The 25,292-nt window shown below is 60.9% G+C and carries 27 protein-coding genes; 13 read left to right on the top strand and 14 right to left on the bottom strand.

The features are described 5' to 3' along the window. Position 1 precedes the first annotated feature (1 nt). The 4 genes from NW858_RS03000 to chlP all read left to right on the top strand — a co-directional run bounded on the left by NW858_RS03000 (position 2) and on the right by chlP (position 4,277). The gene (locus tag NW858_RS03000) at positions 2-1,372 is read left to right on the top strand and encodes a DUF3084 domain-containing protein (protein ID WP_414333513.1); all 1,371 of its coding nucleotides are present in this window, start codon (positions 2-4) and stop codon (positions 1,370-1,372) included. Then, a complete protein-coding gene (locus tag NW858_RS02995; protein ID WP_414337212.1) occupies positions 1,369-1,818 on the top strand; it encodes a resolvase in 450 nt (149 codons plus the stop codon). Before NW858_RS03000 ends, NW858_RS02995 begins: the two co-directional genes overlap by 4 nt. Further along, positions 1,799-2,896 carry an extracellular solute-binding protein gene (locus NW858_RS02990; RefSeq protein ID WP_414333517.1) on the top strand — a complete coding sequence of 366 codons (1,098 nt, stop codon included), beginning with the start codon at positions 1,799-1,801 and terminating at the stop codon, positions 2,894-2,896. Before NW858_RS02995 ends, NW858_RS02990 begins: the two co-directional genes overlap by 20 nt. A 160-nt stretch (positions 2,897-3,056) precedes the next feature. Further along, a complete protein-coding gene (chlP, locus tag NW858_RS02985) occupies positions 3,057-4,277 on the top strand; it encodes a geranylgeranyl reductase (protein ID WP_414333518.1) in 1,221 nt (406 codons plus the stop codon). Positions 4,278-4,283: 6 nt separating this feature from the next. Here chlP and NW858_RS02980 read toward each other — a convergent pair whose 3' ends face one another. After that, positions 4,284-5,111: a hypothetical protein gene (locus tag NW858_RS02980; protein WP_414333520.1), complete on the bottom strand. Its 828-nt coding sequence runs from the start codon at positions 5,109-5,111 to the stop codon at positions 4,284-4,286. A 292-nt stretch (positions 5,112-5,403) separates the two neighbouring features. Here NW858_RS02980 and NW858_RS02975 point away from each other — a divergent pair, with 292 nt between their 5' ends. After that, the gene (locus tag NW858_RS02975; protein ID WP_414519727.1) at positions 5,404-6,774 is read left to right on the top strand and encodes an MFS transporter; all 1,371 of its coding nucleotides are present in this window, start codon (positions 5,404-5,406) and stop codon (positions 6,772-6,774) included. Positions 6,775-6,794: 20 nt separating this feature from the next. Here NW858_RS02975 and NW858_RS02970 read toward each other — a convergent pair whose 3' ends face one another. From NW858_RS02970 to trpE, 4 genes are all read right to left on the bottom strand, one after another. Beyond that, positions 6,795-7,250, bottom strand: coding sequence for a hypothetical protein (locus NW858_RS02970; protein WP_414519725.1), 456 nt, complete (start codon positions 7,248-7,250; stop codon positions 6,795-6,797). A gap of 156 nt (positions 7,251-7,406) precedes the next feature. Beyond that, positions 7,407-8,420: a chlorophyll synthase ChlG gene (gene chlG / locus NW858_RS02965; protein WP_414519723.1), complete on the bottom strand. Its 1,014-nt coding sequence runs from the start codon at positions 8,418-8,420 to the stop codon at positions 7,407-7,409. 134 nt (positions 8,421-8,554) lie between these two features. Beyond that, positions 8,555-9,352: a phytanoyl-CoA dioxygenase family protein gene (locus tag NW858_RS02960; protein WP_414347291.1), complete on the bottom strand. Its 798-nt coding sequence runs from the start codon at positions 9,350-9,352 to the stop codon at positions 8,555-8,557. Between the two features lie 6 nt (positions 9,353-9,358). Next, on the bottom strand, positions 9,359-10,855 hold the full coding sequence (trpE, locus tag NW858_RS02955; protein WP_414519721.1) for an anthranilate synthase component I: 1,497 nt from the start codon (positions 10,853-10,855) through the stop codon (positions 9,359-9,361). 91 nt (positions 10,856-10,946) lie between these two features. Between trpE and NW858_RS02950 the strand changes: the two genes are divergently transcribed. Together NW858_RS02950 and NW858_RS02945 are read left to right on the top strand one after the other, a co-directional pair. Continuing rightward, a complete protein-coding gene (locus NW858_RS02950; RefSeq protein ID WP_414519719.1) occupies positions 10,947-11,522 on the top strand; it encodes an NUDIX hydrolase in 576 nt (191 codons plus the stop codon). Positions 11,523-11,832: 310 nt separating this feature from the next. After that, on the top strand, positions 11,833-12,498 hold the full coding sequence (locus NW858_RS02945; protein ID WP_414333531.1) for a hypothetical protein: 666 nt from the start codon (positions 11,833-11,835) through the stop codon (positions 12,496-12,498). Between the two features lie 164 nt (positions 12,499-12,662). Here NW858_RS02945 and NW858_RS02940 read toward each other — a convergent pair whose 3' ends face one another. Continuing rightward, positions 12,663-13,553 carry a M23 family metallopeptidase gene (locus NW858_RS02940; RefSeq protein ID WP_414349055.1) on the bottom strand — a complete coding sequence of 297 codons (891 nt, stop codon included), beginning with the start codon at positions 13,551-13,553 and terminating at the stop codon, positions 12,663-12,665. A gap of 205 nt (positions 13,554-13,758) precedes the next feature. On the opposite strand from NW858_RS02940, the gene NW858_RS02935 reads away from it, so the two are divergent. Continuing rightward, complete coding sequence (locus NW858_RS02935; protein ID WP_414519717.1) at positions 13,759-14,754, top strand: carotenoid biosynthesis protein; 996 nt, start codon at positions 13,759-13,761, stop codon at positions 14,752-14,754. A 156-nt stretch (positions 14,755-14,910) separates the two neighbouring features. Here NW858_RS02935 and lspA read toward each other — a convergent pair whose 3' ends face one another. The 3 genes from lspA to cysC all read right to left on the bottom strand — a co-directional run bounded on the left by lspA (position 14,911) and on the right by cysC (position 16,486). Beyond that, on the bottom strand, positions 14,911-15,426 hold the full coding sequence (gene lspA, locus NW858_RS02930; protein ID WP_414333548.1) for a signal peptidase II: 516 nt from the start codon (positions 15,424-15,426) through the stop codon (positions 14,911-14,913). A gap of 209 nt (positions 15,427-15,635) precedes the next feature. After that, a complete protein-coding gene (locus NW858_RS02925) occupies positions 15,636-15,860 on the bottom strand; it encodes a hypothetical protein (protein ID WP_414333537.1) in 225 nt (74 codons plus the stop codon). Positions 15,861-15,946: 86 nt separating this feature from the next. Beyond that, positions 15,947-16,486: an adenylyl-sulfate kinase gene (cysC, locus tag NW858_RS02920; protein ID WP_414333538.1), complete on the bottom strand. Its 540-nt coding sequence runs from the start codon at positions 16,484-16,486 to the stop codon at positions 15,947-15,949. A gap of 103 nt (positions 16,487-16,589) precedes the next feature. Here cysC and NW858_RS02915 point away from each other — a divergent pair, with 103 nt between their 5' ends. Further along, positions 16,590-17,852, top strand: a complete 1,263-nt coding sequence (locus tag NW858_RS02915) for an aspartate aminotransferase family protein (protein WP_414519715.1) — start codon at positions 16,590-16,592, stop codon at positions 17,850-17,852. Here NW858_RS02915 and NW858_RS02910 read toward each other — a convergent pair. Then, positions 17,849-18,262, bottom strand: a complete 414-nt coding sequence (locus tag NW858_RS02910) for a hypothetical protein (protein WP_414519713.1) — start codon at positions 18,260-18,262, stop codon at positions 17,849-17,851. The two genes, NW858_RS02915 and NW858_RS02910, sit on opposite strands and share 4 nt — an antisense overlap. Positions 18,263-18,432: 170 nt before the next feature. Between NW858_RS02910 and NW858_RS02905 the strand changes: the two genes are divergently transcribed. After that, positions 18,433-19,257: a creatininase family protein gene (locus tag NW858_RS02905; protein ID WP_414519747.1), complete on the top strand. Its 825-nt coding sequence runs from the start codon at positions 18,433-18,435 to the stop codon at positions 19,255-19,257. Between the two features lie 134 nt (positions 19,258-19,391). Further along, positions 19,392-20,054 carry a Uma2 family endonuclease gene (locus NW858_RS02900; protein WP_414519711.1) on the top strand — a complete coding sequence of 221 codons (663 nt, stop codon included), beginning with the start codon at positions 19,392-19,394 and terminating at the stop codon, positions 20,052-20,054. A gap of 30 nt (positions 20,055-20,084) precedes the next feature. Here the strand turns inward: NW858_RS02900 and NW858_RS02895 are convergent, their stop codons facing one another. Further along, a complete protein-coding gene (locus NW858_RS02895) occupies positions 20,085-21,494 on the bottom strand; it encodes a hypothetical protein (protein WP_414335954.1) in 1,410 nt (469 codons plus the stop codon). Between the two features lie 38 nt (positions 21,495-21,532). Beyond that, positions 21,533-22,639, bottom strand: a complete 1,107-nt coding sequence (gene argC / locus NW858_RS02890) for an N-acetyl-gamma-glutamyl-phosphate reductase (protein WP_414335956.1) — start codon at positions 22,637-22,639, stop codon at positions 21,533-21,535. 221 nt (positions 22,640-22,860) lie between these two features. On the opposite strand from argC, the gene NW858_RS02885 reads away from it, so the two are divergent. After that, positions 22,861-23,145, top strand: a complete 285-nt coding sequence (locus NW858_RS02885; RefSeq protein WP_414335958.1) for a hypothetical protein — start codon at positions 22,861-22,863, stop codon at positions 23,143-23,145. 53 nt (positions 23,146-23,198) lie between these two features. Here NW858_RS02885 and NW858_RS02880 read toward each other — a convergent pair whose 3' ends face one another. Then, the gene (locus NW858_RS02880; protein ID WP_414337205.1) at positions 23,199-23,927 is read right to left on the bottom strand and encodes a 2-phosphosulfolactate phosphatase family protein; all 729 of its coding nucleotides are present in this window, start codon (positions 23,925-23,927) and stop codon (positions 23,199-23,201) included. A gap of 25 nt (positions 23,928-23,952) precedes the next feature. Next, on the bottom strand, positions 23,953-24,726 hold the full coding sequence (locus NW858_RS02875) for an ABC transporter permease (RefSeq protein WP_414335959.1): 774 nt from the start codon (positions 24,724-24,726) through the stop codon (positions 23,953-23,955). A 62-nt stretch (positions 24,727-24,788) separates the two neighbouring features. On the opposite strand from NW858_RS02875, the gene purS reads away from it, so the two are divergent. Next, the gene (gene purS, locus NW858_RS02870; protein WP_414335961.1) at positions 24,789-25,046 is read left to right on the top strand and encodes a phosphoribosylformylglycinamidine synthase subunit PurS; all 258 of its coding nucleotides are present in this window, start codon (positions 24,789-24,791) and stop codon (positions 25,044-25,046) included. Positions 25,047-25,292 lie beyond the last annotated feature (246 nt).

Genomic DNA, 25,292 nt, shown 5'->3' with positions numbered 1-25,292 from the left:
TATGCAAGGCGTACTGCTGATCCTCTACATGTTGTTTGTCAGTGGCCTGATTGCCGTGGTTGGGGATCGGGTCGGCTATCGGATTGGCAAAAAGCGCCTCACCTGGTTTAACCTGCGCCCCCGCCACACGGCCGTTTTGGTAGCCGTGATTACCGGGGTGAGCATCTCGGCGCTGACCTTGGGCACACTGCTGCTCCTCAACCGCTCCCTGTCGGAGGCCCTGTTCAGCTACACCAACCAAATTGCCCAGGCGGAGCAGGAGCTGCGGGCCCTCAACCGCCAAAAGGCCCTGCTGGAAGCCGAAAATGCCGCTCTCAGGGTTGAGCGAGACCGCCTCAAGCTGGATCTCGACCAGTTTCGCAGCCAGCAATCGGCAGCCCAGACCCGCCTGAGCGAAGTCCGGGATCAACTGACCTTGGCGCTGCAGGAGCGGCAAGAGGCAGAGGCCAAGCTGGCGGCAGCCAATGAGCAACTGGCCCAGGTGCAGCCCAGCCTGGCTCGAGCCCAGGCCGAGTTGGAGGCGGTGAAGGCAGAGGTGGAGTCGGCCCGGCAGGTCATTGCCACGCTGCAGTCGCAAAAACAAGCCCTGCAACTGGATCGGGATCAGTTAGAGCGCTCGTTGGATACGGCCCAGGCAGCTCTGGCCCAACTGGAGAGCCAAAAAAAACAGCTTGAGCAGGAGATCGAGCAGCTCAACCAGTTGGCGGTGCGGTTGCGGCGGGGAGAGTTGGCCATCCTGGCCGGAGAAGTCTTGGCGACGGGGGTTGTCGAGTCGCCGGAAGGGGCCAAACCGGAGGTGATCCGGCAACAGTTTGAGCGACTGTTGGCTCAGGCCGAGCGACGGGCCCTCGCCCTCGGATCCCAGCCCATGCCCCCTCTGGAAAACGCGATCTTGATCCGCCGCGAGGATGCCGATCAAGCCTTGGAAAAGCTACAAGAACCCGGTAGCTGGGCGGTGCGCATTCTCTCGCTCTCCAATCGGCTCAAGGGCGAGCCTGTGCCTGTGCTGGTACAGATCTACCCCAACCAGCGGATTTTCGCCAAGGGATCCGTGCTGGCCCAGGGGGTGATCCAGCCGGGTTTGAGCGAAAATCAAATCCAGCAGCAACTGCTGCGACTGCTGAACCAGGCCAATCAGCGCTCGCAAGAGGAGGGGCTCCTCTCCGATCCCATCACCGGCACCGTTGGGGAATTCTCGCAGGTGAAGTTTTTGGAAGTGGTGCAGCGCCTCCGTCAAAGCACCACCCCTATGGATGTAAAGCTGGTTGCCGACACAGACATTTACACGGCGGGGCCGTTGCGGGTGAGTTTTCTGATGGCCGACCAACCCAGCTCTTCTGGAGTTTCACAAGCGGGGCCCCCTGAGGGATGATGGACTCACTCCGTCCGGTAAGGCTGGAAGAGGGGCGGGTGCTGATCGGTTTTGACCCGGGGCGGGACAAATGTGGCCTTGCCGTTGTGCAAGTCCAGCCGGTGTGGCAGGTCTTGCATCGGGAAGTGGTCTTGGCAGGGGAGGCGCCGGCCAGGTTGCAGAGCCTCTGGCAGCAGTTTGGAGCGGAGCGGGTGATCCTGGGCAACCAGACGACGGCCCAGGCCTGGAAACACCAACTGGAATCACTCATCCCCCCGCCGCAGATCGTCCTGGTGGACGAGCGCCACAGCTCGGAAGAGGCCCGGCGGCGCTACTGGGATTTTTACCCGCCGCGAGGATGGGAGCGACTGTTGCCCAAGGGGATGCGGATGCCGGCCAAGGCGTACGATGATCTGGTGGCTCTGATTCTGGTGGAGCGCTATTGTCGTGAGACTGAGCCGACGTGAGCTGCTGCAGGGGATCCTGCTGGGGCTGATGGTGACAGGGTGTGGTGGGCACCTGCCTCTGATTGTGGCGCTCAAGCAAGGGATCCCCGCCAGCCTGGTGAACGAGTTTCGCCGCCGCACTCAGGCCCGCTTTCGGCTGCAACTGGTGGATGAGCGGGCCCAACTGCTGGCCTATCTGCGGCAGAGCGTCCAGCCGCCTGGTTCGGCCTGGCGGGTTCGGCGGCCGGTGGCAGCTCTAAGCCTGTTGGGGGCCGACGCTTTGGATCGGGCCGTGGCTGCCGGATGGCTGGATCCCTTGCCGCCTGAGCTTTTGGGGGAACGATGGTCCAATTTGGATCCCCGCTGGCAAGCCGCTGCGCGCCGGGAAGGACAGATCTGGGGTGTGCCTTGGCGCTGGGGGGTAACGGCCATCGCCTACCGCCGCGATCGGGTGGGCAAGCCGATTCGGGACTGGGAAGATCTGTGGCGGCCTGAGCTGACCGGCAAGATCACCCTGCCGGATCACCCGCGGGAGGTGATCGGGCTTGTCCTCAAAAAGATGGGCCGCTCCTACAACGATCCCCTCGACCCTGAGGATGTCGAACTCCGGCAAGAGCTGGGATCCCTGCACCGCCAGGTTTTGGCCTATACTTCCGCCGACTACCTGCCCATCTTGCGCCTGGCCGATAGCTGGGTGGCCGTGGGCTGGTCGCAGGATCTCTATGCCACCCAAGCCAACTACCCGGAGCTGGAAGTGGTGATCCCGGCGTCTGGCTCCGCCATCTGGTGGGATGTCTGGGTGCGACCTCACCTCAAAAACCCTGCCGACCCAGAATCAACCCAGACAGATGCCGGATCCCTGCTGGCCAACTGGATTGACTTTGTCTTGAATCCTGAGTTTGCCCCTCGCCTGGTGAATCTGAGCGGGATCGCTTCGGTTGTGCCGCTGGATTTGGCGCAACTGGCCCCCCGCCTGCAACGCCGAGCCGACTTTCAAATCTCCACTTGGCAACGCGCAGAGATCTGGCGCCCCTTGAGCTCAGCCGAGGCCGAGTCCTATCTCAATCTCTGGGATCAAATGCGACGGGGCCTTCTGTAGAGCCACGGCCCGTGGCAGGCTTTGGCATCTATCGGGTGGACAGTTGAGAAGTCTTGTGCCGGCCCGCAATACTTTGTCAAGGTTTGCAACGCTGCTGAGGAGCTGTGGTAGGATGCCTGCTGTCTGATGAGCCAGTCGCATTTGCATCGAGGAGAGCGCCTTGAGCCTGAGAGTTGCTGTTGTGGGAGGTGGCCCAGCCGGAGCCTCTGCCGCCGAAGTTTTGGCCCAAGCCGGAATTGAAACCTTTTTGTTGGAGCGGAAGCTGGACAACGCCAAGCCCTGCGGGGGGGCCATTCCCCTCTGTATGGTCTCCGAATTCAACCTCCCTGAGGAGATCATTGACCGCAAAGTGCGCAAGATGAAGATGATCTCCCCTTCCAACTATGAGGTGGATATCGTCCTCGACAACGAAAACGAATACATCGGCATGTGCCGCCGCGAGATCTTGGATGCCTTCTTGCGCAACCGTGCCCATCAAAAAGGGGCGGAGCTGATCAACGGCAAAGTGATGCATCTGGAAATTCCCCAAAATAACCGGGATCCCTACATCCTCCACTACAACGATTTCTCCGACGGCTCGAGGCAAGGGAGACCGCGTTCTTTGGCGGTGGATGTGGTGATCGGGGCGGATGGGTTCCACTCCAAGGTGGCGGAAGCCATTGGTGCTGGCGACTACAACTATGCCCTGGCCTTTCAGGAGCGGATTCGGCTCCCGGACGACAAAATGGCCTACTACGAAGAGCGGGCAGAGATGTACGTGGGGGACGATGTTTCTCCAGACTTCTATGCCTGGGTCTTCCCCAAGTCCAACCATGTAGCCGTAGGCACCGGCACCATGAAGGCCAACCAGGCCAACATCCAAAAGTTGCAAGCTGGGATCCGTGCCCGCGCTGCCGAGCGGATTCGGGGGGGGCAGGTGATTAAGGTAGAGGCCCATCCGATCCCGGAGCATCCGCGTCCGCGCCGCGTGGTGGGCCGTGCGGCTTTGGTGGGAGATGCGGCAGGCTATGTAACCAAATCCAGCGGCGAAGGGATCTATTTTGCCGCCAAGTCGGGCCGCATGTGTGCCGAGACCATCGTCGAGACCTCCAACGGCGGGAAGCGCGTCCCCAGCGAGGAGGAGCTCAAGCTGTATCTCAAGCGCTGGGATCGCCAATACGGCCTGACCTACAAGGTTTTGGATATTCTACAACGGGTGTTCTACCGTTCCAACGCCACTCGCGAAGCCTTTGTGGAGATGTGCGCCGACCGGGATGTGCAGCGGCTAACCTTTGACAGCTACCTCTACAAGACGGTGGTGCCCATGAACCCTTGGGTGCAGTTCAAGATCACGGTCAAAACCCTGGGCAGCCTGATCCGCGGCAACGCTTTAGCTCCCTGAGGATCCCTACTGCCACTGGAAGGTGACGGTAACGCGATCCCAATTGGCTTCCGTTTTCAGCACACTGGCAGAGGCCCGTTGTCCGGCGGGCACATCGCTGGGCTCAAACGCGGCCACCCGCGTATCGATGACTGCTTCTCCCTGATAGAAGGTGAAACGAGCGCGGGCGTTGAGAACGGTGCGGGTGCTGCGGTTGATCGCCTCCACGCTCAGGCGGCTGCCGGCCCCTACCCGTTCTTCTCGAATGGATCCCACGATCACGAAATCTCCCGGGTTGGGCGCAGATGTGGCGGCGGTCGGCGTTGGGCTGGCCATCGGTGGGGCCGTCTCGTTTTGCTTGAGGAGCTCCAAAACGCGGGCCAACTCTTGCTGGAAAAAAACAAAGGCTTCCCGCGATTGGTTGGCTACCTGGGCCAAAATCAGCCGATCCGACTCCTCTACCGGAATTTCCAGCAGGGGGGCCGGCCCTTTGAGGGTGACTCGAATGCTGGCGACCTCTTGGTTGATGAACTTATCCAGGTAGGGAAAGATGTTGAGAATGCAGTCTTGAAAGGATCCCATCGGCATAATGCGATTGTTCGTCAGCACCAAGTCGGCCCGCTCACAGCTAGCCCGATCCTCCATATCGATCTCCAGGGGCACGCGGAAGGATCCCAGGCTGGTGTTGGTGATGGTGACGCCAATGCCGTACACCTCCTGTCGCCAGCCGTGGATGATCTCCAGGCTGGGACTGGTCACTTCCTCGGTGAAGTACTCTCCCGCCCAGACAGGGGATCCCCCCAGAGATAGGGTCAATAGCAACACAGGGAAATAGCAGGTCAGTCTCCGGTTCACCTCAACCTTCCTCCACGCACAGCTTGTGAATTCTGGGGCAAGGCATCGATTTGCTTCCCTGAGATGGAAATAGCCTAGCCTCAGAGCTACCGCCCAACCAAGAGACGCACCTTTTGCACTGGACACCCTCTCCGCCCCGACCTCTTGCACCAGCAGCCAATGGTCATCTCCGCAGGTATCCGAAATATCCATTTTTACCTCAAAGCACCCCCTCAGCGGGTCTGGAGAGGCCATTCTTTGCAGGGATCCCCAAAGACGCCACCTACTCCGTACACTGGGATCCTGGGGGGGCATGATGACCGGACAACGACTCAGCCTGTGGACGAAGCTGGCCTATGGGGTGGGGGATCTGGGCACGGGCATGACGGCCAATATCCTCATCTTTTTCCTGCTGCCCTTTCTCACCAATACCGTCGGCATGGCGGCGGGCCTGGCTGGCAGCATCTACGCCATCACCCGCTTTTGGGATGCCCTCAACGATCCCCTCATCGGCATCCTCAGCGACCGCACCCGCAGCCGTTGGGGTCGTCGCCGCCCCTGGCTGCTGTTTTCGGCTCTTCCCTTTGCCCTGACCTTTGCGGCGCAGTGGTGCATCCCTTTTCCCGGTCGAACTGGGCTTTTGTTTGCCTATTACCTGGCGGTGTCGCTGCTGTTTAACACCTTCTACTCTGCCGCCAACATTCCCTATGCCTCTCTGACGGCGGAGCTGACCCAAGACTACGACGAGCGCACCCAGCTCAACCAGTTCCGCTTTGCCTTCTCGGTGGGGGGCAGCATGGTTGCGGTAGTCACCTTTCCGCTTTTGGTTAACCTGCTGCCGGATCGGGCTGCCGGCCATCTGCTGGCGGGAGCTTGTTTTGGGGGGCTCTCGGCTCTGCCCCTGCTGCTCTGCTTTTGGGGGGTGCGAGAACGGTATCAATCCTGGCGGGATCCGCTGCCCCTACTACAGCAACTGCGGGTGGCCTTCAGCAACCGCCCCTATCTATTTGTCAGCGGCATCTACCTGTGTTCTTGGCTGGCGTTTCAGTTTACGGCCACGATCATCCCCTATTTCATTGTTTTCTGGATGCAGCTGCCGGAGGTGTGGATCTCGCTGGTGGTGTTGGCGGTTCAGAGCGTTGCGGTGCTGACCCTGTTTGCCTGGACGCGACTGAGCGCCCACCTGGGCAAGCGCGCCATGTACCTGATCGGGGCGGGGTTTTGGCTGATCTCGCAAGCCGGCCTGTTTTTCCTACAGCCCGGCCAGGAGCGGCTCATGATTGCCCTGGCGCTGTTGGCGGGGGTGGGGGTTTCGGCCACGGCCTATCTCGGCCCCTGGTCGATGTTGCCGGATGTCATCGACCTGGATGAGCTGCAAACTGGGGAGCGGCGGGAAGGGATCTTCTACGCCTTGATGGTGTTCCTGCAAAAGGTAGGCCTAGGACTGGGGCTGTTTTTCCTAGGGCAAGTTCTGGAGTGGTCTGGCTTTATCCCTTCGGTGGCCGGGGGGCCGCCGCCCACCCAGCCGGAATCGGCCCTGTTGGCCATCCGCCTTGCCATTGGCCCCTTGCCGGCGGTGGTTTTAATCGGCGGCATCCTGCTGGTGTGGCTCTACCCCATCACCCGGCAGCGCCACCGGCAGATCCTGCAGGAACTAGAAGCAAGACGGGCGGGATCCGCCTAGACAAGAGCCGCTTCCCCTCTTTAGTTGAGGATGATGCGCAGGCCGCTGCCGGAAGGCTGCACCGGCTCGGAGTTGGGCAGAATCCGCAGGCCGCTGCCGCTGGGCCGGATCCCGGTGTTGTCGGTATTGACGAAGAAGGTGTTGGAGCGGCCATCCCGCTCGTAGACCACCACGTCGTTGGAATTGAACTGGGAGCGGCAGATGATGGGGGAGTTGTCGGCAGCAGTGGCGGCGCTGCAGCGGTAGCCAGGGGCAGAGACCACTTGGCCCTCGGCATCGATGGAAAAAGGAACTCCCCCGGGCGGGAACGGAGCCAAGAGCGGCTGGCCGGGGTTGAGGATAACCGAGCCACCGGTGCTGGGTTCGACAACGATCCCGCGGCCATCAATGACGATCCGCTGAGCTTGTACAGGAGCGACAGCCCCCAAGAGCAAAGCCAGGCTTAGCCCCAGTGGGCGGGGAAAAAACAGTTTCATCGGACATCTCCTTTGGCCCAGGGCCATTCCACTCTTTGGGATCCATCGGCTACCTTGGAGGGATCCCTAACTTGATCTTGGCCCAGGTAGGGAGGATAACCCAGGGCGGAAGTCGTCACCTCGCTTGCCAGGATGGGCACTTGGCCTTCGGCTCGACTACCACAGCCCGGAACGCCCCAGCGCCAGACCCACCACCAACATCCCCAACACCAGAAAAGGCTGAGCGCTGGCCTGGTATTTCACGTCGTTGTTGAGGGGATCCCGCAGCAGGTACATGTCTTGGAAGGTGATCTGGGGGAGAATGAGCAGCACCAAAATTGCGGCGTAGAGTTTTAGGCCGGCTCCCAGCAAAAACGAGGCCATGCCGAACTGAAATAGATCAATCATCAGCGCCGCGATCCAGGCCGCCCCCACAGCGCCAAACATCACCGGCAAAGAGGCGAGTCCAAATTGTCTATCTCCCTCGATGCTTTTGAAATCGTTGACCACGGCAATCCCCAAGCCGGCCAAGCTGTAGATTAGAGTTAGGATGCAGACTGTCCAGTTGAGCTGGCCAAACAGGGCGTGGCCTGTCCACCAGGGCAAAGCAATGTAGCTGGCGCCCAGGGCGTAGTTGCCCAGCCAGCCATTGCGCTTCAGTTTCAGGGGCGGCGCCGAGTAGATGTAGGCAATTAGGGCTCCCGCCAGGGCAATGCAGGTGATCACCGGGAAGTCGTGGCCGGTGTACCAGTCCAGGGCATAGGCCAACCCCAGCCCCAAGATCAGCAGCACCCAGATCTGGATAACCACCCGCTGCAGGGAGATGGCCCCGGAAGGGATGGGGCGGTAAGGCTCGTTGATGGCGTCGATGTCGCGGTCGTAGTACTCGTTCAGGGTCTGGGTGTAGCCGGTCATCAGGGGGCCGGCCAGGATCATGCCCACCAGGATGAGGGCCACGTTCTCCCAAGTCCAGGTGAAATGGCCAGAAGAGGCCGCCCCCGGAATCAGGCCCCACACCAGCGGGATCCAGGTGACGGGCTTCATCAGTTGCAGGTGGACTTGCCAAACGGAGCGAGACTCCACCTCTGCCCCTTTCATGCCCAAAAGTTGACGGACACGCCGGCTGGCGGATCCTTGGTCGGTTTCAGGAGCCGGCGCGGTTTCTGCGCTGGGATCGGCAGCAGGGGCCATTGCGTCTGCCGCTGGCGCCAAAGATGGCTCTTGAGAGGTGCTTTCGCTCATAGTGGGGTGCGCAATCAAACTTCAACAACGGGGATACCCACCCCCATTCTGAGGCATCTTCCCTCGTTCCTCAAAACTTTCCTCTAGACAATCTGCGCTGCCACGAATAGGGATTGGTGCTGGGCCGGGATCCGCTCTTTCTCGGCTGCCGGGATCACCAAGGGGGGCTGCCGGGTGTAGTTGACGGGATCCCGGAACCAAGGTCGGCTGTAGGTGTTGTAAAGGAGGGGCCGGGGAGCGGTAGAACGATTGGCCCGGCCTAGGTGGATCAAGCGGTAATCGAACAGCAGGCAGGATCCCTTGGCCAGCGGCGGATCGACAAAGGGCATCTGCCGGGCCAGCTCGGTGTAGTGGGCCTCGAAAACGGCATGGCTGCCGGGCCAGAGACGGGTTATGCCGTTCTCTTCGTTGACATCCACCAGCGGAATGAGAAGATTGAGGGCATAGCAGGGGATGATGGCATCCAGAATTGCGTCGCCGAAGAGGTGGGAGAGATCCCGGTGAACCTGTTGGTCGGCGGATCCCGGCAGAGAAACTACCACCCCCAGACCGCTCAGGATCAGGCTTGATCCCAAGATTCGCTGCAAAATAGGCAGGACTAAGGGGTGGGCATAGAGCAGGGGATCGTTGAAGGGCCCCTCCAGGCGCACCGTCACCATCACTCGTCGATTGCCCACCAACAGGGCGTCGGTGTGGTTCTCGTGGGTGCAGTAGCGGCTGTAGGTGGCCAGAAAGCTGCTGTGCAGCTTGTCGATGAGCGCCGTGGGGAAGATCTCCGGCAGCACCAGGTAGCCCTCGGTGGAAAACAGGTGAAACGCCTGCTCTACGGTCTCCGGATCCGGCTGCTGTCCTGTATGGCTAAAGCGCACCTCGGCTAACACGAACCTTTACCCCTTTTGCAGACTGGCCACTGCCATCAGCATGCCCCGCGCCTTGTTCAAACATTCTTGATATTCCCGCTCTGGATCCGAGTCGGCCACGATGCCCGCCCCGGCTTGGACGCTCACCTGGCCCCGTTGAACCAGCAGGGTGCGGATGGTGATGGCGGTGTTCAGTTGGCCGGAGAAGTCATAGTAGCCGTAGGCACCGGCGTAGGGGCCGCGGCGGCACCCTTCCAGCTCGTGGATAATCTGCATGGCGCGAATTTTGGGGGCGCCGGTAACGGTGCCGGCAGGAAAGGTGGCCCGCAGCAGATCCCAGGCGCTGTAGCGGGGATCCAACTGCCCTACCACGTTGCTGACGATGTGCATCACGTGGCTGTAGCGCTCAATCTGCATCAGGTCGTCCACCTGCACGGATCCCAGGCGGCAGACCCTTCCCAGGTCGTTGCGGGCCAAGTCCACCAGCATGACGTGCTCCGCCCGCTCCTTGGGATCCGCCAAGAGCTCTTGCTCCAACTGGCGGTCTTCGGCGGGGGTAGTGCCGCGGGGGCGGGTGCCGGCGATGGGACGCACGGTGGCGATGCGCTCTTCCCCCACCCGGCTGAGCTTGACCATCACCTCTGGGCTGGAGCCAATCAGGCACAGATCCCCAAACTGCAAAAATGCCATGTAGGGGGAGGGGTTAATCAGCCGCAGGGAGCGGTAGAGGCGAAAGGGATCCCCGTCAAAGCGGCTGGTCAAGCGCTGCGAGAGCACCACCTGAAAGATCTCGCCGGCGCGGATGTAGGCTTTGGCCTGCTCCACCGCCTGGCAGTAGGCGGCGCGGCTGAGGGTGCTGGGGGGAATGGCATCGGGCAGGTGGGGCTTCCAGTCGAGGCTGAGGTGGGATAGCGACAGGGGAGCGCTGAGCTGTTGCAGCAGCGTTTCCACCCGCTGGCAAGCTTGGGCGTAGGCCTGCTCCGCCGGCTGCTGGCGCGTGTCGGCAAAGGCCACCACCCAGATCTTGCGCTTCACCTGGTCGAAGATCAGGATGCTGTCCACCTGCATTAGGATGGCGTCGGGCGGATCCCCTGGCTGCGGGGGATGGATGGGTACCTTGGGCTCAATCCAGCGAATCAGCTCATAGCCCCAGTAGCCGAACAGCCCGCCAATGCTGCTGGGCAACTCCGGCAGGTGCACCGGCTCGTAGGGCTGCAGGCAGCGGGCCAAAATGGCAAAGGGATCCCCGTGGTGCTGCTCTCGATGCCCGTCGCGGTGGATTTGCAAGGCCTGATCCCCGCGCACCTCTAGCACCCACAGGGGATCGCAGCCGAGGAAGCTGTAGCGGGCCACCTGCTCCCCTCCCTCCACCGATTCCAACAAAAAGTTGTAGGGCCGCCCGGCGCAGACCCGGTACCAGGCAGAGACAGGCGTTTCCAAGTCCGCCACCCATTCCTGGTACACCGGGATGAAATTGCCCTGTTGGCTGAGGGCGAGAAACTCCTTCAGGGAAGGGGAGATCATGGCCTGCACTTCCTGAGGTTTGCCTCTCGACTTTACCCTAAGGCGGGCAACCATTAAGCTGAGGGGGGCTTTTCTCTCGGGAACCTTGGCCATGCACACCCCATCGCAGATCCTTCGCGAGCGCCTGCGCTTCCACGGCCACAAGTACACTTTTGTCAGCCAGCGCTTGCGCTTTCCCAACGGCACAGAGGCGGAGCGGGAGTACCTCATCCACCCCGGCGGCGTTGTGGCCGTGCCGGTGACTGCCGAAGGCAAGTTTGTCTGCATTCGCCAGTATCGCTTTGCCGTCGCCGCCTACCTTTACGAATTTCCTGCCGGCACCGTCGAGCCGGGAGAACATCCGGATGAAACCATTCGCCGCGAGCTGGAAGAAGAAACCGGCCTGCGCGCCCACCGCTGGGATCCCCTCGGCCAATTTTATCTGTGCCCCGGCTATTCCAGCGAGATCATGTACGCCTACCTGGCGCGGGATCTGGAAGTGCTGGATGCTCCACCGGCCAAGGACGAGGATGAAGACATCGCCGTCGTGGAGTTTTCGCCTGCTGAACTAACGGAAATGGCCCGTTTTGGCCTGGACTTTGATAGCAAATCTATCGCCTGCTTTTGGCGGGCCCAATTGTTTTTGGCGGCAGAAAAGGGGGCTACTCCAAGTGGCAACCAGACATGAGTGGCAAACTCTGGCCATTGCAATTGCCGGTGAACCTTTGCCTTGCCTAGCTTCCCTCCCTCAGAGCGAGAGTTAGGGATCGATCCAGCGAGCCGTTCCATTTGATAATGACTACGACTTTTTTGTACAGCTTTTTCTAGCGTTATCTACGGCAGCCAGTATAGATCAATCTCTTGCGTCAGTCGCCCCTGACCATCAAGGTGGGCGCGACGTTGAATTGAACATCAGAGGGATCCCTTATCCCGGCTATTTTGTTAACTGGAGAAGCCTTGGAGTCTCCTAGAATTTTAGGGTCGAGGGGTGAGGAAATATGCGGAAGCTGTTGTATTCCTATGGTCGCATAGCCTGGGGAGTGGCCTTGGTTGTCACCCTACCAACTGCCGTTGGCTCTGCCCATTCCCAGCCTATGCTTCCGCTTTTGCCGGCTGTTTCTGAGGGGGGCAGCGCGCGCGAAGGAGTTGTTGCCCTATTTCGTCAATCCATCTGGTGGGACTTCATCCGTGGCAATCGTGGCGAAAACCTGCGCCTGTTTGCGGCCAGCCTCACCGCTTCCGATCGTCAGGATGTAGTGGCCGTGTTTGAAATCCAGCGGCAGCCGACAGTGGAGCCGGTGGTGCGGGTTCTCAGCTTTGGACATCAGGGAGGATACGATTTTCGCCTGCTCCACACGGCTGAGCCGATCCCAGGGCGGTTGGTGGAAGCTCACCTGCGCACCGACATCACCCCCAGCACCCAGCCCAAGTTGGTGCTGCTCACCGAGCGAGGGGGCATCAGCCTGCTGCGGTCTGTCTTGGTCTTGGAACACCGGCTAGAGGGGTTTGTGCCGTTGCTAAGCGTAACAGACTTAAGCAATGCTAGCCTGCGGGTCAGCCCCCAAGGGATCCTGGTCATCTCCAGCGTGCCGGGATCCAACCGCGACTCGCGCGCCACCCTCTACCAGTGGGAAGGAGATGGCTTTGTCCGCCGCGATCTGTAGCATCCCAAGTTTTCCGATTGGCGACAAGGCATAGGTCGCTGGGATTCGTTCCCAATTGCTGCGAAGCAGTCCCCTGCAACTCCCCTCTCCCACTGGGAGAGGGGTCGGGGGTGAGGGGAGATCCCACTGGGAGAGGGGTCGGGGGTGAGGGAAACGTCTCCAGCCTATTGAGGATGACTGGAGAATTGTTGAGCCTGCCAGCAGGCGCCTAGGCTGGGCGCTTGGCCCACCTGCCAAAGCCACAGGCTCTCTGCTCCCAGGGGATGCAGGCTCCAGGGATCCAGGCCAGACCCAAACCACCCGTAGGGATCGACAGGAGCGGGCTGGCCGGAGTTGGTTTGATCAAGGCGGCGCACCTCAAAATGGAGATGGGGCCCGCTGGCGCAGCCGCTGTCGCCCGACAGGCCGATTACGTCCCCTGCCGCCACTCTCTGTCCCTCCTGCACCCGGATTTGGCTGAGGTGGGCGTAGAGGGTTTCCAAGCCGCCTGGCTCGTGCAGAATGCGCACCCGCAACCCCCTGACCGGGCGGCCCAAGCCAGGACACAAAAACTGCGGCTCTTGACGCGCCAAGGTGACCCGTCCTGAAGCGGCGGCCAAGATCGGCGTACCCACCGGCATGGCCCAGTCGTAGCCGGCGTGGCCATCGCTTTTGCCGCAGGGGTGCAGCGGGCCAGGGAGCCAAACTTGGCCTTGCCCACTGACAAACCGTCCGTTGCCATCTTCCTCCCCCAGGGGCATATCGTGGTCGAAAAGGTTGGTGACGGGAAATTCGCCGACAAAGGGCTTGTGCAAGAACGGCCACTGGGGCAGCGGCGCATCCCCATCGGCAGAGCGATGGCTCTCCAGCGCCAGCCGATAGTTTTCCAGCTCCTGACGCTGAGCCGGATCCTGCGACTGCCGATACAAGAGATCCACCAGGCGCAGGGCCTGAGACCAGTCCCGGCGCTCCACAGCCCGGGCCAACTGGGCGTACACCCCCACCAGGGATCCCTGCCACCGAGGTAGGGGCAGGCCCTGGGCAAAGACAGAGGGGATGTTTACGAATTGATACAATAGACAGCAAAATATCAGCAGTGTCACCGTTAGCAGCAGTGACACCTCTGTCCAGGGAGCCATCCCAAGTAGGCCGGCCCGCAAGCAAGCGGGTTCGTTCTTGGAGTTGGGCTTTCTTCCCAGGCCACCCGCTTTTCTCCTCAGCCGTTGTAGGAGCGGTAGAGAGGCAGAGCGGCTTTGCTTAACCACTCTCCTGGAGTTTCTCATGCGTTGGTTCTCGTCCTCTGGTGTTCTCGTCAGTCCGTCTTTGCAGCTTTCTGTTTGGCGAAGTGTTCTGCCTCTGTCCGGCTCAATTTGGCGGCGGCTGGAAGCTTTGGCGCTGGGTTTGCACATTCTGTCTTTGCTCTTCGGGTTGGCAGGGTTGCTTTGGGTTGTACCCCATCCTGAGTGGGTGGCCAGTTTGCCCCCCGTTGGCATTCAAGCCTTCTCCTGGAGCATGGGCAATGGCGGCGTTGCCTACATGGTGTTCGGGGCGCTGGCGGCGGCTTTGATGGGATCCCGACTGTTGGGAGTGCGGCGCCTGTTGATGTTTTTGATCCCGGCGGTGGGCATCTCCCTGGCCAGCGAGCTGTTGGGCACCAGTACAGGGATCCCCTTTGGCGACTACGGCTACCTCAGTGGGCTGGGCTACAAGATTGCCGGGCTGGTTCCCTTCACGATCCCTTTGTCTTGGTTTTACGTGGGGCTGTCCTCTTACCTGTTGGCGCGGGTGGCGCTGCAAGCGGGTCGCCACTGGCTGATCCACTGCGAGGCCATCCTGTTGGGGGCGCTGCTGCTCACCGCTTGGGACTTCGTGCTGGATCCGGCCATGACCCGCGGCTTGATCCCCTTTTGGACGTGGTTTCAGCCGGGGCCTTTTTTCGGCATGCCGTTGCAAAACTTCGGCGGTTGGATGCTGACCGGGGCCGCCTTTATGACCGTAGCCAACCTCCTCTGGGGGAAAGCTCAGCCTGTGTTGAACCGCCGCCAGTTGTTGGGGCCGCTGGTGCTTTATGTAGCCAATTTTGCTTTTGCCCTGCTGATGAGCCTGGGATCCGGCATCTTCGCGCCGGCGGGGCTGGGCCTGTTGTTGGGGTTGGGGCCGGCTTTGGGGTTGTGGTGGAGCGCTCCGCCTGCACCCTCCCATCCCGAAGCGGTTGAAGGAGAGGCAGCTCGAACCTGGCAGGCGCTGGAGGATCCTGGCTGGGCGGGGGTGAAATAGCTGCCTGGCGTAGTTATGAGGGAGCAACAGTGCCCTGTAGCCCTTTCGGTGCTCACCCCTCTTGCTGGCCCATATCTGCCTGGACGAATGGGGGGATCCTTCGGGGCCACCCAAAATGGAGCCCAAGTCGCGGCAGCGGTGGGGTAGTTTGTTAACTTAACTGCTGCCGCCGTGGCCAGACTTTTTTTCTGGATGAGGCGAAGTGGAAGCCGGTTCCGTTTCCTTTGATTTGTCCTGTAGCAAGCCGATCAGCAAGCAGGCCACCCCAAGGTTGATGGCCACATCCGCCACGTTAAACACCGGAAAGCGGATCCAAACCAGATTAAAAAAATCCACCACGTAGCCGTTGAGAAAGCGGTCGATGCCGTTCCCTACCGCTCCTGCCCAGACCAGACCGTAGCCCGCCTGTTCCCAACGGCCCAGGCTGCCGCCGCGAATCGCCAGCAGCGCCAGCGCCACCGCTACCCCCAACGAGACCCACTTGAGGAACTCTGCCGAATCGGCAAACAAGCTCCAGGCGGCGCCGGTATTCTCCACATAGGTAAGGTGAAACACCCCCGGCCACAGCTCGATTTCCGGCCCCGGCAGCAGCCGCTCCACCGCCCAGCGCTTGGTCGCCTGATCCAGGATCACGCCCAGGATCCCGGCCAGCCAAAAGCCCGTGTTTTTCATGCCCTTTTGCTTCACCACGTCCACTGGCAATAGCGCTCAGAGGAGCACTTTTCCCATCCTGACATTCTCTCTCCCGCCTGTGGTGTGGGTGACAAACCGCAGGGGCAAGGCTTGGGGGTTCATCTGGCTGGAGAGCTTAATCAAGAAAAACGCCCGGCTGGCTGAGCCGGACGGGGATCCCACAGTCCAGATAAAGAGAGCCAGAGCGGCTACCGACCCTGTTGCTCCAGGGATCGGCGCAACTCACTGGCCATCTGCAGAAACTCTTGCGGATTGCCCGCCTTGCCGTAGGAGGAGCGATCTTCAACCTTTTTGCCACTGCCTTGGCGGGTGCGGGTGTTGAGCAAAGAGCTGGCCATTTCCATGAACTTGGCAGGGTTTCCTTCGCTGCTGCCCCGCATCACAGAGGTTCGTCCGGCACGAGTCACTGCCATAGCTACCTTGATTCTCAGAAACGAAATGCTTGTTCATATCTTCCCACAAGGGATCCCAAACCCGCCAGGCCCAGCGCTCTATTAAGCTAGGAGAATTGTTGGAGATAGCCGTGAATTCTCAGGCTTTGCATCACCAATTCGATACATTCAGAGATGCTTTGCTCGGCGGTTTTGCACACCACCTCTGGACATTCCGGCGGCTCGTAGGGATCGTCGATGCCGGTAAAATGCTGGATGAGACCTGCCCGCGCTTTGCGATAGAGGCCCTTGACATCCCGACGTTCGCATACCTCTAGCGGGGCATCCACAAAGACTTCGATGAAGTTGCCGATCTGCCGCCGCACCTCCTGCCGGGTGGCCCGATAAGGGGAAATGGCCGACACCAGCACGATCACCCCGTGGCGGGTCAGCATCTCTGCCACAAAGCCGATGCGGCGAACGTTCTCATCCCGATCTTCTTTGCTGAAGCCGAGCCCTTTGGTCAGGTGTTGCCGCACCAGGTCTGCATCGAGCACTTCCACCGCCAGCCCCAGAGCCTGCAACTGCTGGGCCACACCGCAGCTCAGGGTGGTTTTGCCCGCGCCGCTGAGCCCCGTAAACCAGACTGTTACCCCCCGCCGCCCCATGGGTGTGGATCCCGTCTCCTTAGAGCTTCGTCAGAATAGCATCCTCAGAGCAGAGTGATACACTCGAATCACTGTCCATTCTCTCTCTGTCTTGCCGCCGGCCATGTCACCGCTGAGCTCTTCTCTCGTCGATACCCCCTCGCAATCCGCGACCACTGCCGAGCTGTTCGAGCAGCATGTGATGTCCACCTACGCTCGCTATCCTCTGACCTTGGTGCGGGGGGAAGGCTGCCGGGTTTGGGATGAAGAGGGGCGGGAGTACCTGGATTTTGTGGCCGGCATTGCCACCTGCACGTTGGGCCATGCCCACCCCGCTTGGATCCAGGCGCTGACGCAGCAGGCGCAACAGTTGCACCATGTTTCCAACCTCTACTACAACCAGCCGCAGGCGCAACTGGCCCAATGGCTGACCCAGCACTCCTGTGCCGATAAGGTGTTTTTTTGCAACTCGGGGGCAGAGGCCAATGAAGGCGCCATCAAGCTGGCCCGCAAGTACGCCCATACGGTGCGCGGGATCCAGGATCCGGTGATCCTCACCGCCCAGGCCAGCTTTCATGGACGCACCCTGGCCACCATTACCGCCACCGGCCAGCCGAAATACCAAAAAGACTTTGCCCCTCTGGTGCCCGGCTTCGATTACGTTCCCTACAACGATCTCGAGGGTACGGCGGTGGTGTTGGAGCGCTGGGGCGAGCGGGTGTGTGCCGTGCTGCTGGAGCCGCTGCAGGGGGAGGGAGGGGTTGTGCCCGGGGATCCTGCCTACTTTCAGTGGCTGCGCCGGGTCTGCAGCGAGCGGGGCATCCTGCTGATGTTGGATGAGGTGCAGGTGGGCATGGGGCGCAGCGGCAGGCTCTGGGGCTACTGCAACTTGGGAGTGGAGCCGGATGTGTTCACCTTGGCCAAGGGTCTCGCCGGTGGGATCCCGATTGGCGCCCTCTTGGCCAAAGAGTTTTGCGCCGTGTTTCAGCCGGGGGATCACGCCAGCACCTTTGGCGGCAATCCCTTGGCCTGTGCAGTGGGCCTGGCGGTTTGCCACACCCTGATGGCCGAAAGCCTGGTTTGGAATGCCCAGCAGGCAGGAGCCTATCTGCGCCAGGGGCTGTCTCGCCTGGCAAGGCAGTTTCCGCAGCTTGTTCAAGAGGTGCGCGGCTGGGGCCTGATCCAGGGTTTGGTGGTGCGCATCCCGGCGGCTGAGGTGGTCAGGGCGGCCCTGGAGCAGGGGCTACTGCTGGTGCCGGCGGGATCCCAGGTGGTGCGCTTTGTGCCCCCCTTGATCGTCACGCCAAAGGAGATTGACGAGGCGCTGGCGCGGCTGGAATCGGCTCTGCAGAGCTTAGCCGTTGGCGATAGCGGGACGGAGTCCTAGCCCTGGCAGACCTGCTGCAAAAAGGCTTGCAGCCGCTGGCGGGCCTCATGGGGCAAGGGATCCCTGGCCTGCTCTAGCAGGGGCAGTACCTCCTCGGCGTAGGCCGGGACAAAGCCGGCAGCCGGCCAGAGCAAATCCGAGGTGGATCGCAGGTTCCAAACTTGGGATCCCTCCCTCAGCAGCAGGGGTCGCACCCAGAGCAGGGCTGGGGATCCCGCCTCAAGATTGTGGAGAGAAACCTGAATCAGCTCCACGTAGAGGGTGGCCTGCGACCCCGGCAGGGCTAGGATGGGGCGGGGTGAGGTGAGGACACTCCCTACTTCCGTCCTCCCAGCAGGCAGAGGATGTCCCCTGATGGGGAGATCCCCACCAGAGCCACATTGAGCAGGCAGACAGGGCCACAGGGTCATGGAACGGCTGGCTTCCGCTTAGGAACGAACGATCGAGACAAACTACACCTGATCTTAAGAGACGCCTTCTCAGGTTCTGCGAGGGGATCCCGTCGGAAGCAGAGATTGCCCAAGGTGCTAGTCTTGCAGGCAAGGCTCCTCGAAATTCCTTGCAACCGGATCCCGCCATGATGCACACCTTTATCCCACCCCACCGCTTTTTCCCCTACCTGACCTGGACGGAGATCCAGGCCATGCCCGACAAAGAGAATGTGGTGATCATCCAGCCCGTAGCCTCGATCGAGCAACACGGGCCCCACCTGCCCCTGGTGGTGGATGCCTGCATCGGCACCGCAATCATCGGGCGGGCCATGGAAAAACTAGAGCCGGGGATCCCGGCCTATGTCCTGCCCACCCAGTGCTACGGCAAAGCCAACGAGCACTGGCATTTTCCGGGCACCATCACCCTCTCGGCGCAAACCCTGATGGCGGTGCTGACCGAAGTGGCCGAAAGCATTTACTGGGCCGGGTTTCGCAAGCTGGTGTTCCTCAACTCCCACGGCGGCCAGCCCGAAGTGCTGCAGATTGTGGCCCGCGACCTGCACCAGAAGCACGAAGACTTCCTCCTTTTCCCCATCTCCGTCTGGCGCGTTCCCCACCAAGGCCAGGAGCTGATGACCCCGAAAGAACGGGAACTGGGCATCCATGCCGGCGACGGCGAGACCAGCATGCTGATGTACCTGTTGCCCGAGACAGTACGAACTGACCGCTTGGTCTGCGAGTACCCTCAGGATCTGCCGGAAGACAGCCTGATTAGCCTGGAAGGGCGGATCTCTTTTGCCTGGACAACTCGCGACCTCAGCCAGAGCGGCGTCCTGGGGGATGCCACCGCCGCCACGCCGGAAAAAGGCAAACTTTTGGTGGAGTCCATGGCCGATGGCTGGGTGCGGCTGATCCGGGATCTGTACAAGTTCCAGCAGCCCCAGGCTTGGCGCAAAGACCCGCTGCCAAGGTAGGGATCCCGGCAGATGTCTTTACCTTGTGAGGCTTCTGGCCAGCCCAGCCTGCTTCTCAGGAGCGGAAGCAGCGACTTCGCCAGGACGGGTGATAGGCTTGAGGGAAAGTTCCCCTACCCTGTGAGGGGAGAGCGATGGTTCTTGCCTCAAAGCCAGCCACCCCTCCCATCCTCGAGCGGCACGACGCCACTTGGCAGGACTACCTGACCATTGGCAACCATCCCACCCTGGACTGGCAGAAGATTTCTTTTTACCAGGGCTGGTTGTGGGTCAACATGGGCAAAGAAGGGCCAGAGCACGCCTCCGTCAGCGATTTCATCACCATCATTTTTGGGTTTTGGGCCTTTCTACACCCGGATGTGCCCCTGCAGTCCTACGGTCGCTGTCTGATTGAGTACCCAGAAACCCACGCCTGTGCCCCCGACCTGGTGCTCTACAAAGGGGAGAACATCCCCAGGTACCAAGCTGGCGAGCCGCGGCGGATTGATTTGCGTTTCCAAAGACCCCCTGACCTGGTGGGCGAAATTGCCGACACTACCCTCAGCCTTGACCTGGACGAGCAGAAGCAGCTTTATGCCAGCCTGGGCATTCCTGAGTACTGGGTCATCGATGTCAAAGGGCGGCGCGTCTTTGCCTTTGCCCTGGCCGAGGACAGGCGCTATCGGGCCACTGCCCAGTCGCAGGTGCTGGCGGGCCTGCCGATAGCCCTGCTTGAGCAGGCTCTGGAACGCCTGGCCAGCGAGACCAACACTGCTGCGGCCAACTGGCTCCTGCAACAGCTCCAACGCCAGGCTTGAGGCCACCGCTGATAAAGATTTTAGGAGAGGTCAGTCTTCTGATTCTTCTATCTTGGGATCCAAGCTCTTGGCGGTAAGGCGCAGGGCCTCTGCCTGATCCATCACTCGTGGAGCTTGTGCTGCCGTCTCAACGCCCTGGCGATAGCTCTCCCACAGAGGCATTTCCGGGTAGGTCTGCTGCAGTTCCTCAATCCGATCCAAAAGGGCCGCCAGCCAGCCGGCTGTGCCCCAGGTGAGCAAAAACTGGAAGGGGTTCCAGAGGTTGAGCTGCCGCCCCAACTCATTTAAGCTCTCGTTGCGGATGGGCGGATCGAAGATGTTGGCCACCGTCATCAACTGTCGTGCCAGCAGGGGTCGAAGGGCTTTCTCGGCAGCCTCCACCACGGCAGGGATGGCGGCCTGGATCCGGTCGGGGTCGGGAATATTCCGCGCCTGGGGCAAGGCTTGCAGCACCAACTCCAGCCGCCGCCCTGCCTCTGCTGATTCCAAGGCCGATTCCAGGGTGGTGCCCACACTGAGAAACACTTCTCCCGTCAGCAGCCGCACTGCATCGATGACCAGGTGATACAGGGGGGGGATCACGAGCTTAATCCACTCGCTCTGGAAAAACTCCCGCAGCCGCCGGGCCGCATAGTCCCCCACCTGGGTGGTCTGGATCCCCACTTGGGTGAGATTGAGGTACCAGTCGGGGGGGGATCCCTTGGGATCCAGCCAACGGCGCAGGGTTTGCCATTCTTCTTGCGTGAGAGCAGTGCGTCCCTGTTTCAAACCGGTTCGCCGCAGCTTGCCCTCGGCATTCAAGAGCCTGCGCAGCTCCGGTGTGCCCAACAAGGACAAAGCACCTGCCGAACCCACACTGCCAATCTCGATGGCAATCAAGGTGACTAACAAGGCGGCTGAGGCTGTCACCTGGATCTGGCCAGTTTTGTCCATCACAAGAGGCAGGCGGCTGTTGCCATAGGCACGGGCACTCATCGCCTCCAGAGCAGAGCGTTGCTCAGAGCTCAGCACCCAGGAATCGGTTTCCGCCGGCTCCTGCAGGCCGTGATACAACAGGCTGGCCACCCAGGCTCGATCGGCAGCCCGCCCCAAAGAGCCAATGACCACCTCCCATTGGCAGGGGTTAAGCAAGGGCAGGAGGGCTTGCAGCTCTTGCCGGATGGGCTCTGGAGAAGTTGCACTTCTTGCCCTGTCCAGAGCTGCCTGCAGCCGATCCCGCGCCTCTCGGCACAGCCCGCCCCACTCCAGTTGCAGGCGGGCCAGGGTTTGTTGCACCGTTTCTTCGGAGCGCCGGGGCAGATCCTGCCAGCCCGCCTCCAGTTGCCGCCACAGCTCCTCCCAGTTCAGGCCCTCAGCAGCGCCATTGACGGGATCCGCGGCAGTGCTGGGCGAGGCATTGTGGGGCTCGGAAGCGGAAGAAGGATCCAGGGGCTCAGACATGGACAGAGGTGGCCTCAAGGGGATTACCGGCATTATAGCTAGGGGTAGAAGGCCAGCCGCGGTAAACCCAACGTTTCCGGCCATCCCATCATCAAGTTGAGACACTGCACTGCCTGCCCGGCTTGCCCCTTCATCAGGTTGTCGATGACCGACAGGACGATAACCCGGTTGGTGCGGGTGTCCACCTCCAGCCCAATCAGGCAGGTGTTGGTGCCGGAGACCCATTTGGTTTGCGGGTAAACCCCCCGCGGCAGCACCCTCACCCAGGGGGATTGGCGATAAAAAGCATTGTAGATAGTGAGCAAGTCTTCCCCCACAAAGCCGGGATCCCGCAGGTTGGCGTACAACGTAACGTGGATGCCCCGCACCATGGGCACCAGGTGGGGCGTAAATTGCACAGTGATGGGCGTGTGGGTCAGGTCGGCACAGCCCTGCTCGATCTCGGGCGTATGCCGGTGTTGGGCCACGCCATAGGCCGCCAGCGAGCCGTCCACCTCGGCAAACAGGGATCCCACCTTGGGGGTGCGACCTGCCCCCGAAACGCCGGACTTGGCGTCGAAAATGAGGCTGTCCAGCTCCACCAACCCCTGCCGCAGCAGCGGGGCCACTGCCAGCAACGAGGCGGTGGGATAGCAGCCGGGACAGCCCACCAGTTGGGCTTGGGCAATCGCCTCGCGATACAGCTCTGGCAGCCCATAGACCGCCTGCTCATTGGCTTGGCGATAGGCAGGGCTGGGCCAGTTGGGATCCGTCTGCCCCAGGCGGTACCACGATTGGTAGGTGGCCAGGTTGCGGAAGCGGTAGTCTGCCGAGAGATCTAGAACTTTGCAGCCTTTGGCCAGCAAAGGCGGGGCCAGGTCCGCCGCCAGCCCATTGGGCAAAGACAAAAACACCACCTGGCTGCTGGCGGCAATGCGATCCACCTCTACCGGCTGCACGGTCAGATCCACCACCTGGGCCAACTGGGGATAGAGATCCCCATAGCGCTTGCCGGCACTGTCCTGGCCGGCCAAGTAGGTAAGCTGCACGCCGGGATGCTCGCTCAGCAGCCGCACCAATTGCACTCCTCCATACCCGGAAGCCCCGACAATGGCGACGCGGACGGGATCGACGGGTGGGAAGGAGCGGGGCGCCATATTGGCCATGGGGAGCTGCCTGTGCAGGAGAAGTTACATGATGGCTTGCCTTAAGTTCTATCGCATTTTTCCGCCGCATTTGCCCCTGCATCTTGTTCATCCGCACGGGTATTGCCCAGCAACCCAGTGGGATTTGTTATGCTGGGCTCACCGGAGCTGCTTCGGCCTTGGCAGCGGCTTCTATCTTTCTTTCTTTGTGTCTGTCTGGGTAGCTTCATCATCTTCGGTCTATGCACTATGAGCGATTGATCAACATTGTTCTGCGAGCCTACGGCCAAAGCAGCCGCCATGGTCTGGATCAAGAAACCCTGACCCTCTACTCCGAAGGCCCCTACACCCTCTACAAGCTCACCTCCCATTTCGACCGCCGCTCCATTTTTGTCTTGGCCCAGAATCAGCGGGATATGTTTGTTTCCGGCGATGCATTTCACAACAAGCTGATCCCGGGGGAATGGCAGGCGTGGCTACACCAGAAAGCGTTGAGCATTGCTCCCGATACAGCAAAAGCGGGCTAGTCGGAGACGAGCCCACATCCAGCCTGTCGAGATCCGGCCAAGAGCTGTAGGGACTACCTGTTGTTGGCCAAAACCCCTGGTTGAACCTGTCGGGGCACCACCGAGAGCCGATCCAGCTCAGCACAATAGGCCAGATCCCTGTCGTTTTCCGGCCCAAGCCCCAACAGCCGCTGCCCGTGGCTAGAGCGCCGCAACAGACCCAGGAGATCCTCCTGCCAAGTTTGGTAGAGAGCTAGGGCGGCCACCGCTTCGTCGTTGCCCAACTGCTCCAACGAGCAGCCCAAGCGATGCAAAATCGCCCCGGCACAGGCGGTGTCTTCCAACGAAAAGGCCCCTTCCCAGCCGGATCCCACCAGCCACACTTCGGCAAAAGCTCCTTGTCTGAGAAATTCCACCACCGCTCCCAAGTTCACCAGGGCCGCCGTGATCACCACCGGGATCCCTTCTAGGCGCTGCAGGCTGCGCGTGCCGTTGGTGGTGCTCAGGAAGATGCGCTTGTCTTGCACGCGGTCGGGGGTGTAGTCGAGGGGGGAATTGCCCAGATCGAACCCTGCCACTGCTTTGCCCCCCCGTTCCCCCGCCAAAAGCCGCTTGCAAGCCGGCCAGTTTTGGCTTGCCTCCTGGAGCTGTTGCAAGTGAGCAAACACCTGTACCGCCTCTGCCCCTGCTGCCAGCGCTGTGGCAATGGTGGTGGTGGCCCGCAGCACATCGATGGCCACCGCGCACTCTGGGATCCCGGATAGAGGCACCTGTTCGGGCGTGTAGAAGTGGGAAAAGCGCATGGGAAAAGGGTGAGGAGCGAAAACGTTAAAACTCACGCCGGGCAAACACCAACACCGCCAGAATGAGCAGCAAAAGGGTGTAAACCAAGCCGTAAAGTGCATCTACGAGAAGTTCTGCCGGAGGGGGAACTTGGCCGTAAACGGCAGCGTCTCTCAGGTTGAGGCGCTCCAGATCCGGCAACACCCAGTAGATCATCTCGAACACTTTGCCCAACCCGCCATCTTCCACCAACTTGCTCAATTGCAACAGAGCACGGCTGGCATGGCCCATCAGGAACAGGGCAATGGTGTAGAGCGTAGCCAAAATTGAAGAGGTAAAAACCCCGAATAGCAGGGCGGCGGCGACAATCAGCGCCAGCTCCAAGAAAGTAAAGGCCGCCGCCCAGGAAACGGCCAAAAGGGGAATCGGAGCCTGCACCACCAGCAAACTCAGCAGAAAAACGGCCGTCATCAGCAGCACCAGCACCGACAGCAGAGCCGACAGGCCCAGATGCTTGCCGACAATGAACTCTGCCCGGCTCATGGGTTTGGCAATCAGCACATAGACAGTGCGCTTTTCGATCTCTTTATTCACCAGCCCTGTGCCAACGAAAATGGCCACGATCAGCCCAAAGAAGTGAATGGCCGCCAACCCCAAGTCGGCAATAATCTTGTTGTGGGCTTGGTTAGCCACCTGCGGGATCAAAACAATGGCTCCCAGCATGGCCACCGCAAATACCATCACCAGGTAGAGAATCCGATCCCGAATCGTTTCTCGGAAAACGTTGTGGGCAATGGCCACCACGCGCGTCGCATCCATGTCTGCACCCAAAGCCGTGACGATCCGACTGATACACTGGTAACAGATCCAGCTCCCATTTTATGCAGTTCCAGGCCCAGATCCAGATTCACCTGCGCCCCTCTGTGCTCGATCCTGCCGGGGCCGCCGTCCAGTCCAGCCTACATCAGTTGGGGCACACCCAGGTGCGGCAGGTGCGTATCGGCAAGCACATCCAACTGCAGCTAGAGGCTCCCGACGCCGAAACTGCCCGACGCCAGGTGGGCGAGCTGTGCGACCAACTGCTGGCCAACCCGGTGATCGAGACCTATCAAATCCAAGTGGATCCCATCGAGGGTTAATTTGCGGGGTTCGCATGATTGGGGGTTGATCGAGCTTTCGCGGTGGGAAGACCCCCACTGTAGAGCCAGCAGGGTGTATCGACAAAGACAGTTTGGCAAGGCGATTGGGGAAGCCTAGGTTTAAGGGCTGGGCGAAGGCAAGCTTTTCACTACAAAACCGCAATTCAGTTACAGCCTGTTAAGTAATCAAGGGGTACAGTAGCAACACTTAGCAAACCAACTTCGGAAGCAGGATGGATTGATCAG

The organism is Synechococcus sp. H55.10 (assembly GCF_047502715.1).
In the GTDB taxonomy this organism is placed as follows: Bacteria; Cyanobacteriota; Cyanobacteriia; order Thermostichales; family Thermostichaceae; genus Thermostichus.
The sequence above is the reverse complement of the archived record's forward strand: the minus strand, read 5'-3'. Positions and strand labels throughout refer to the sequence as shown.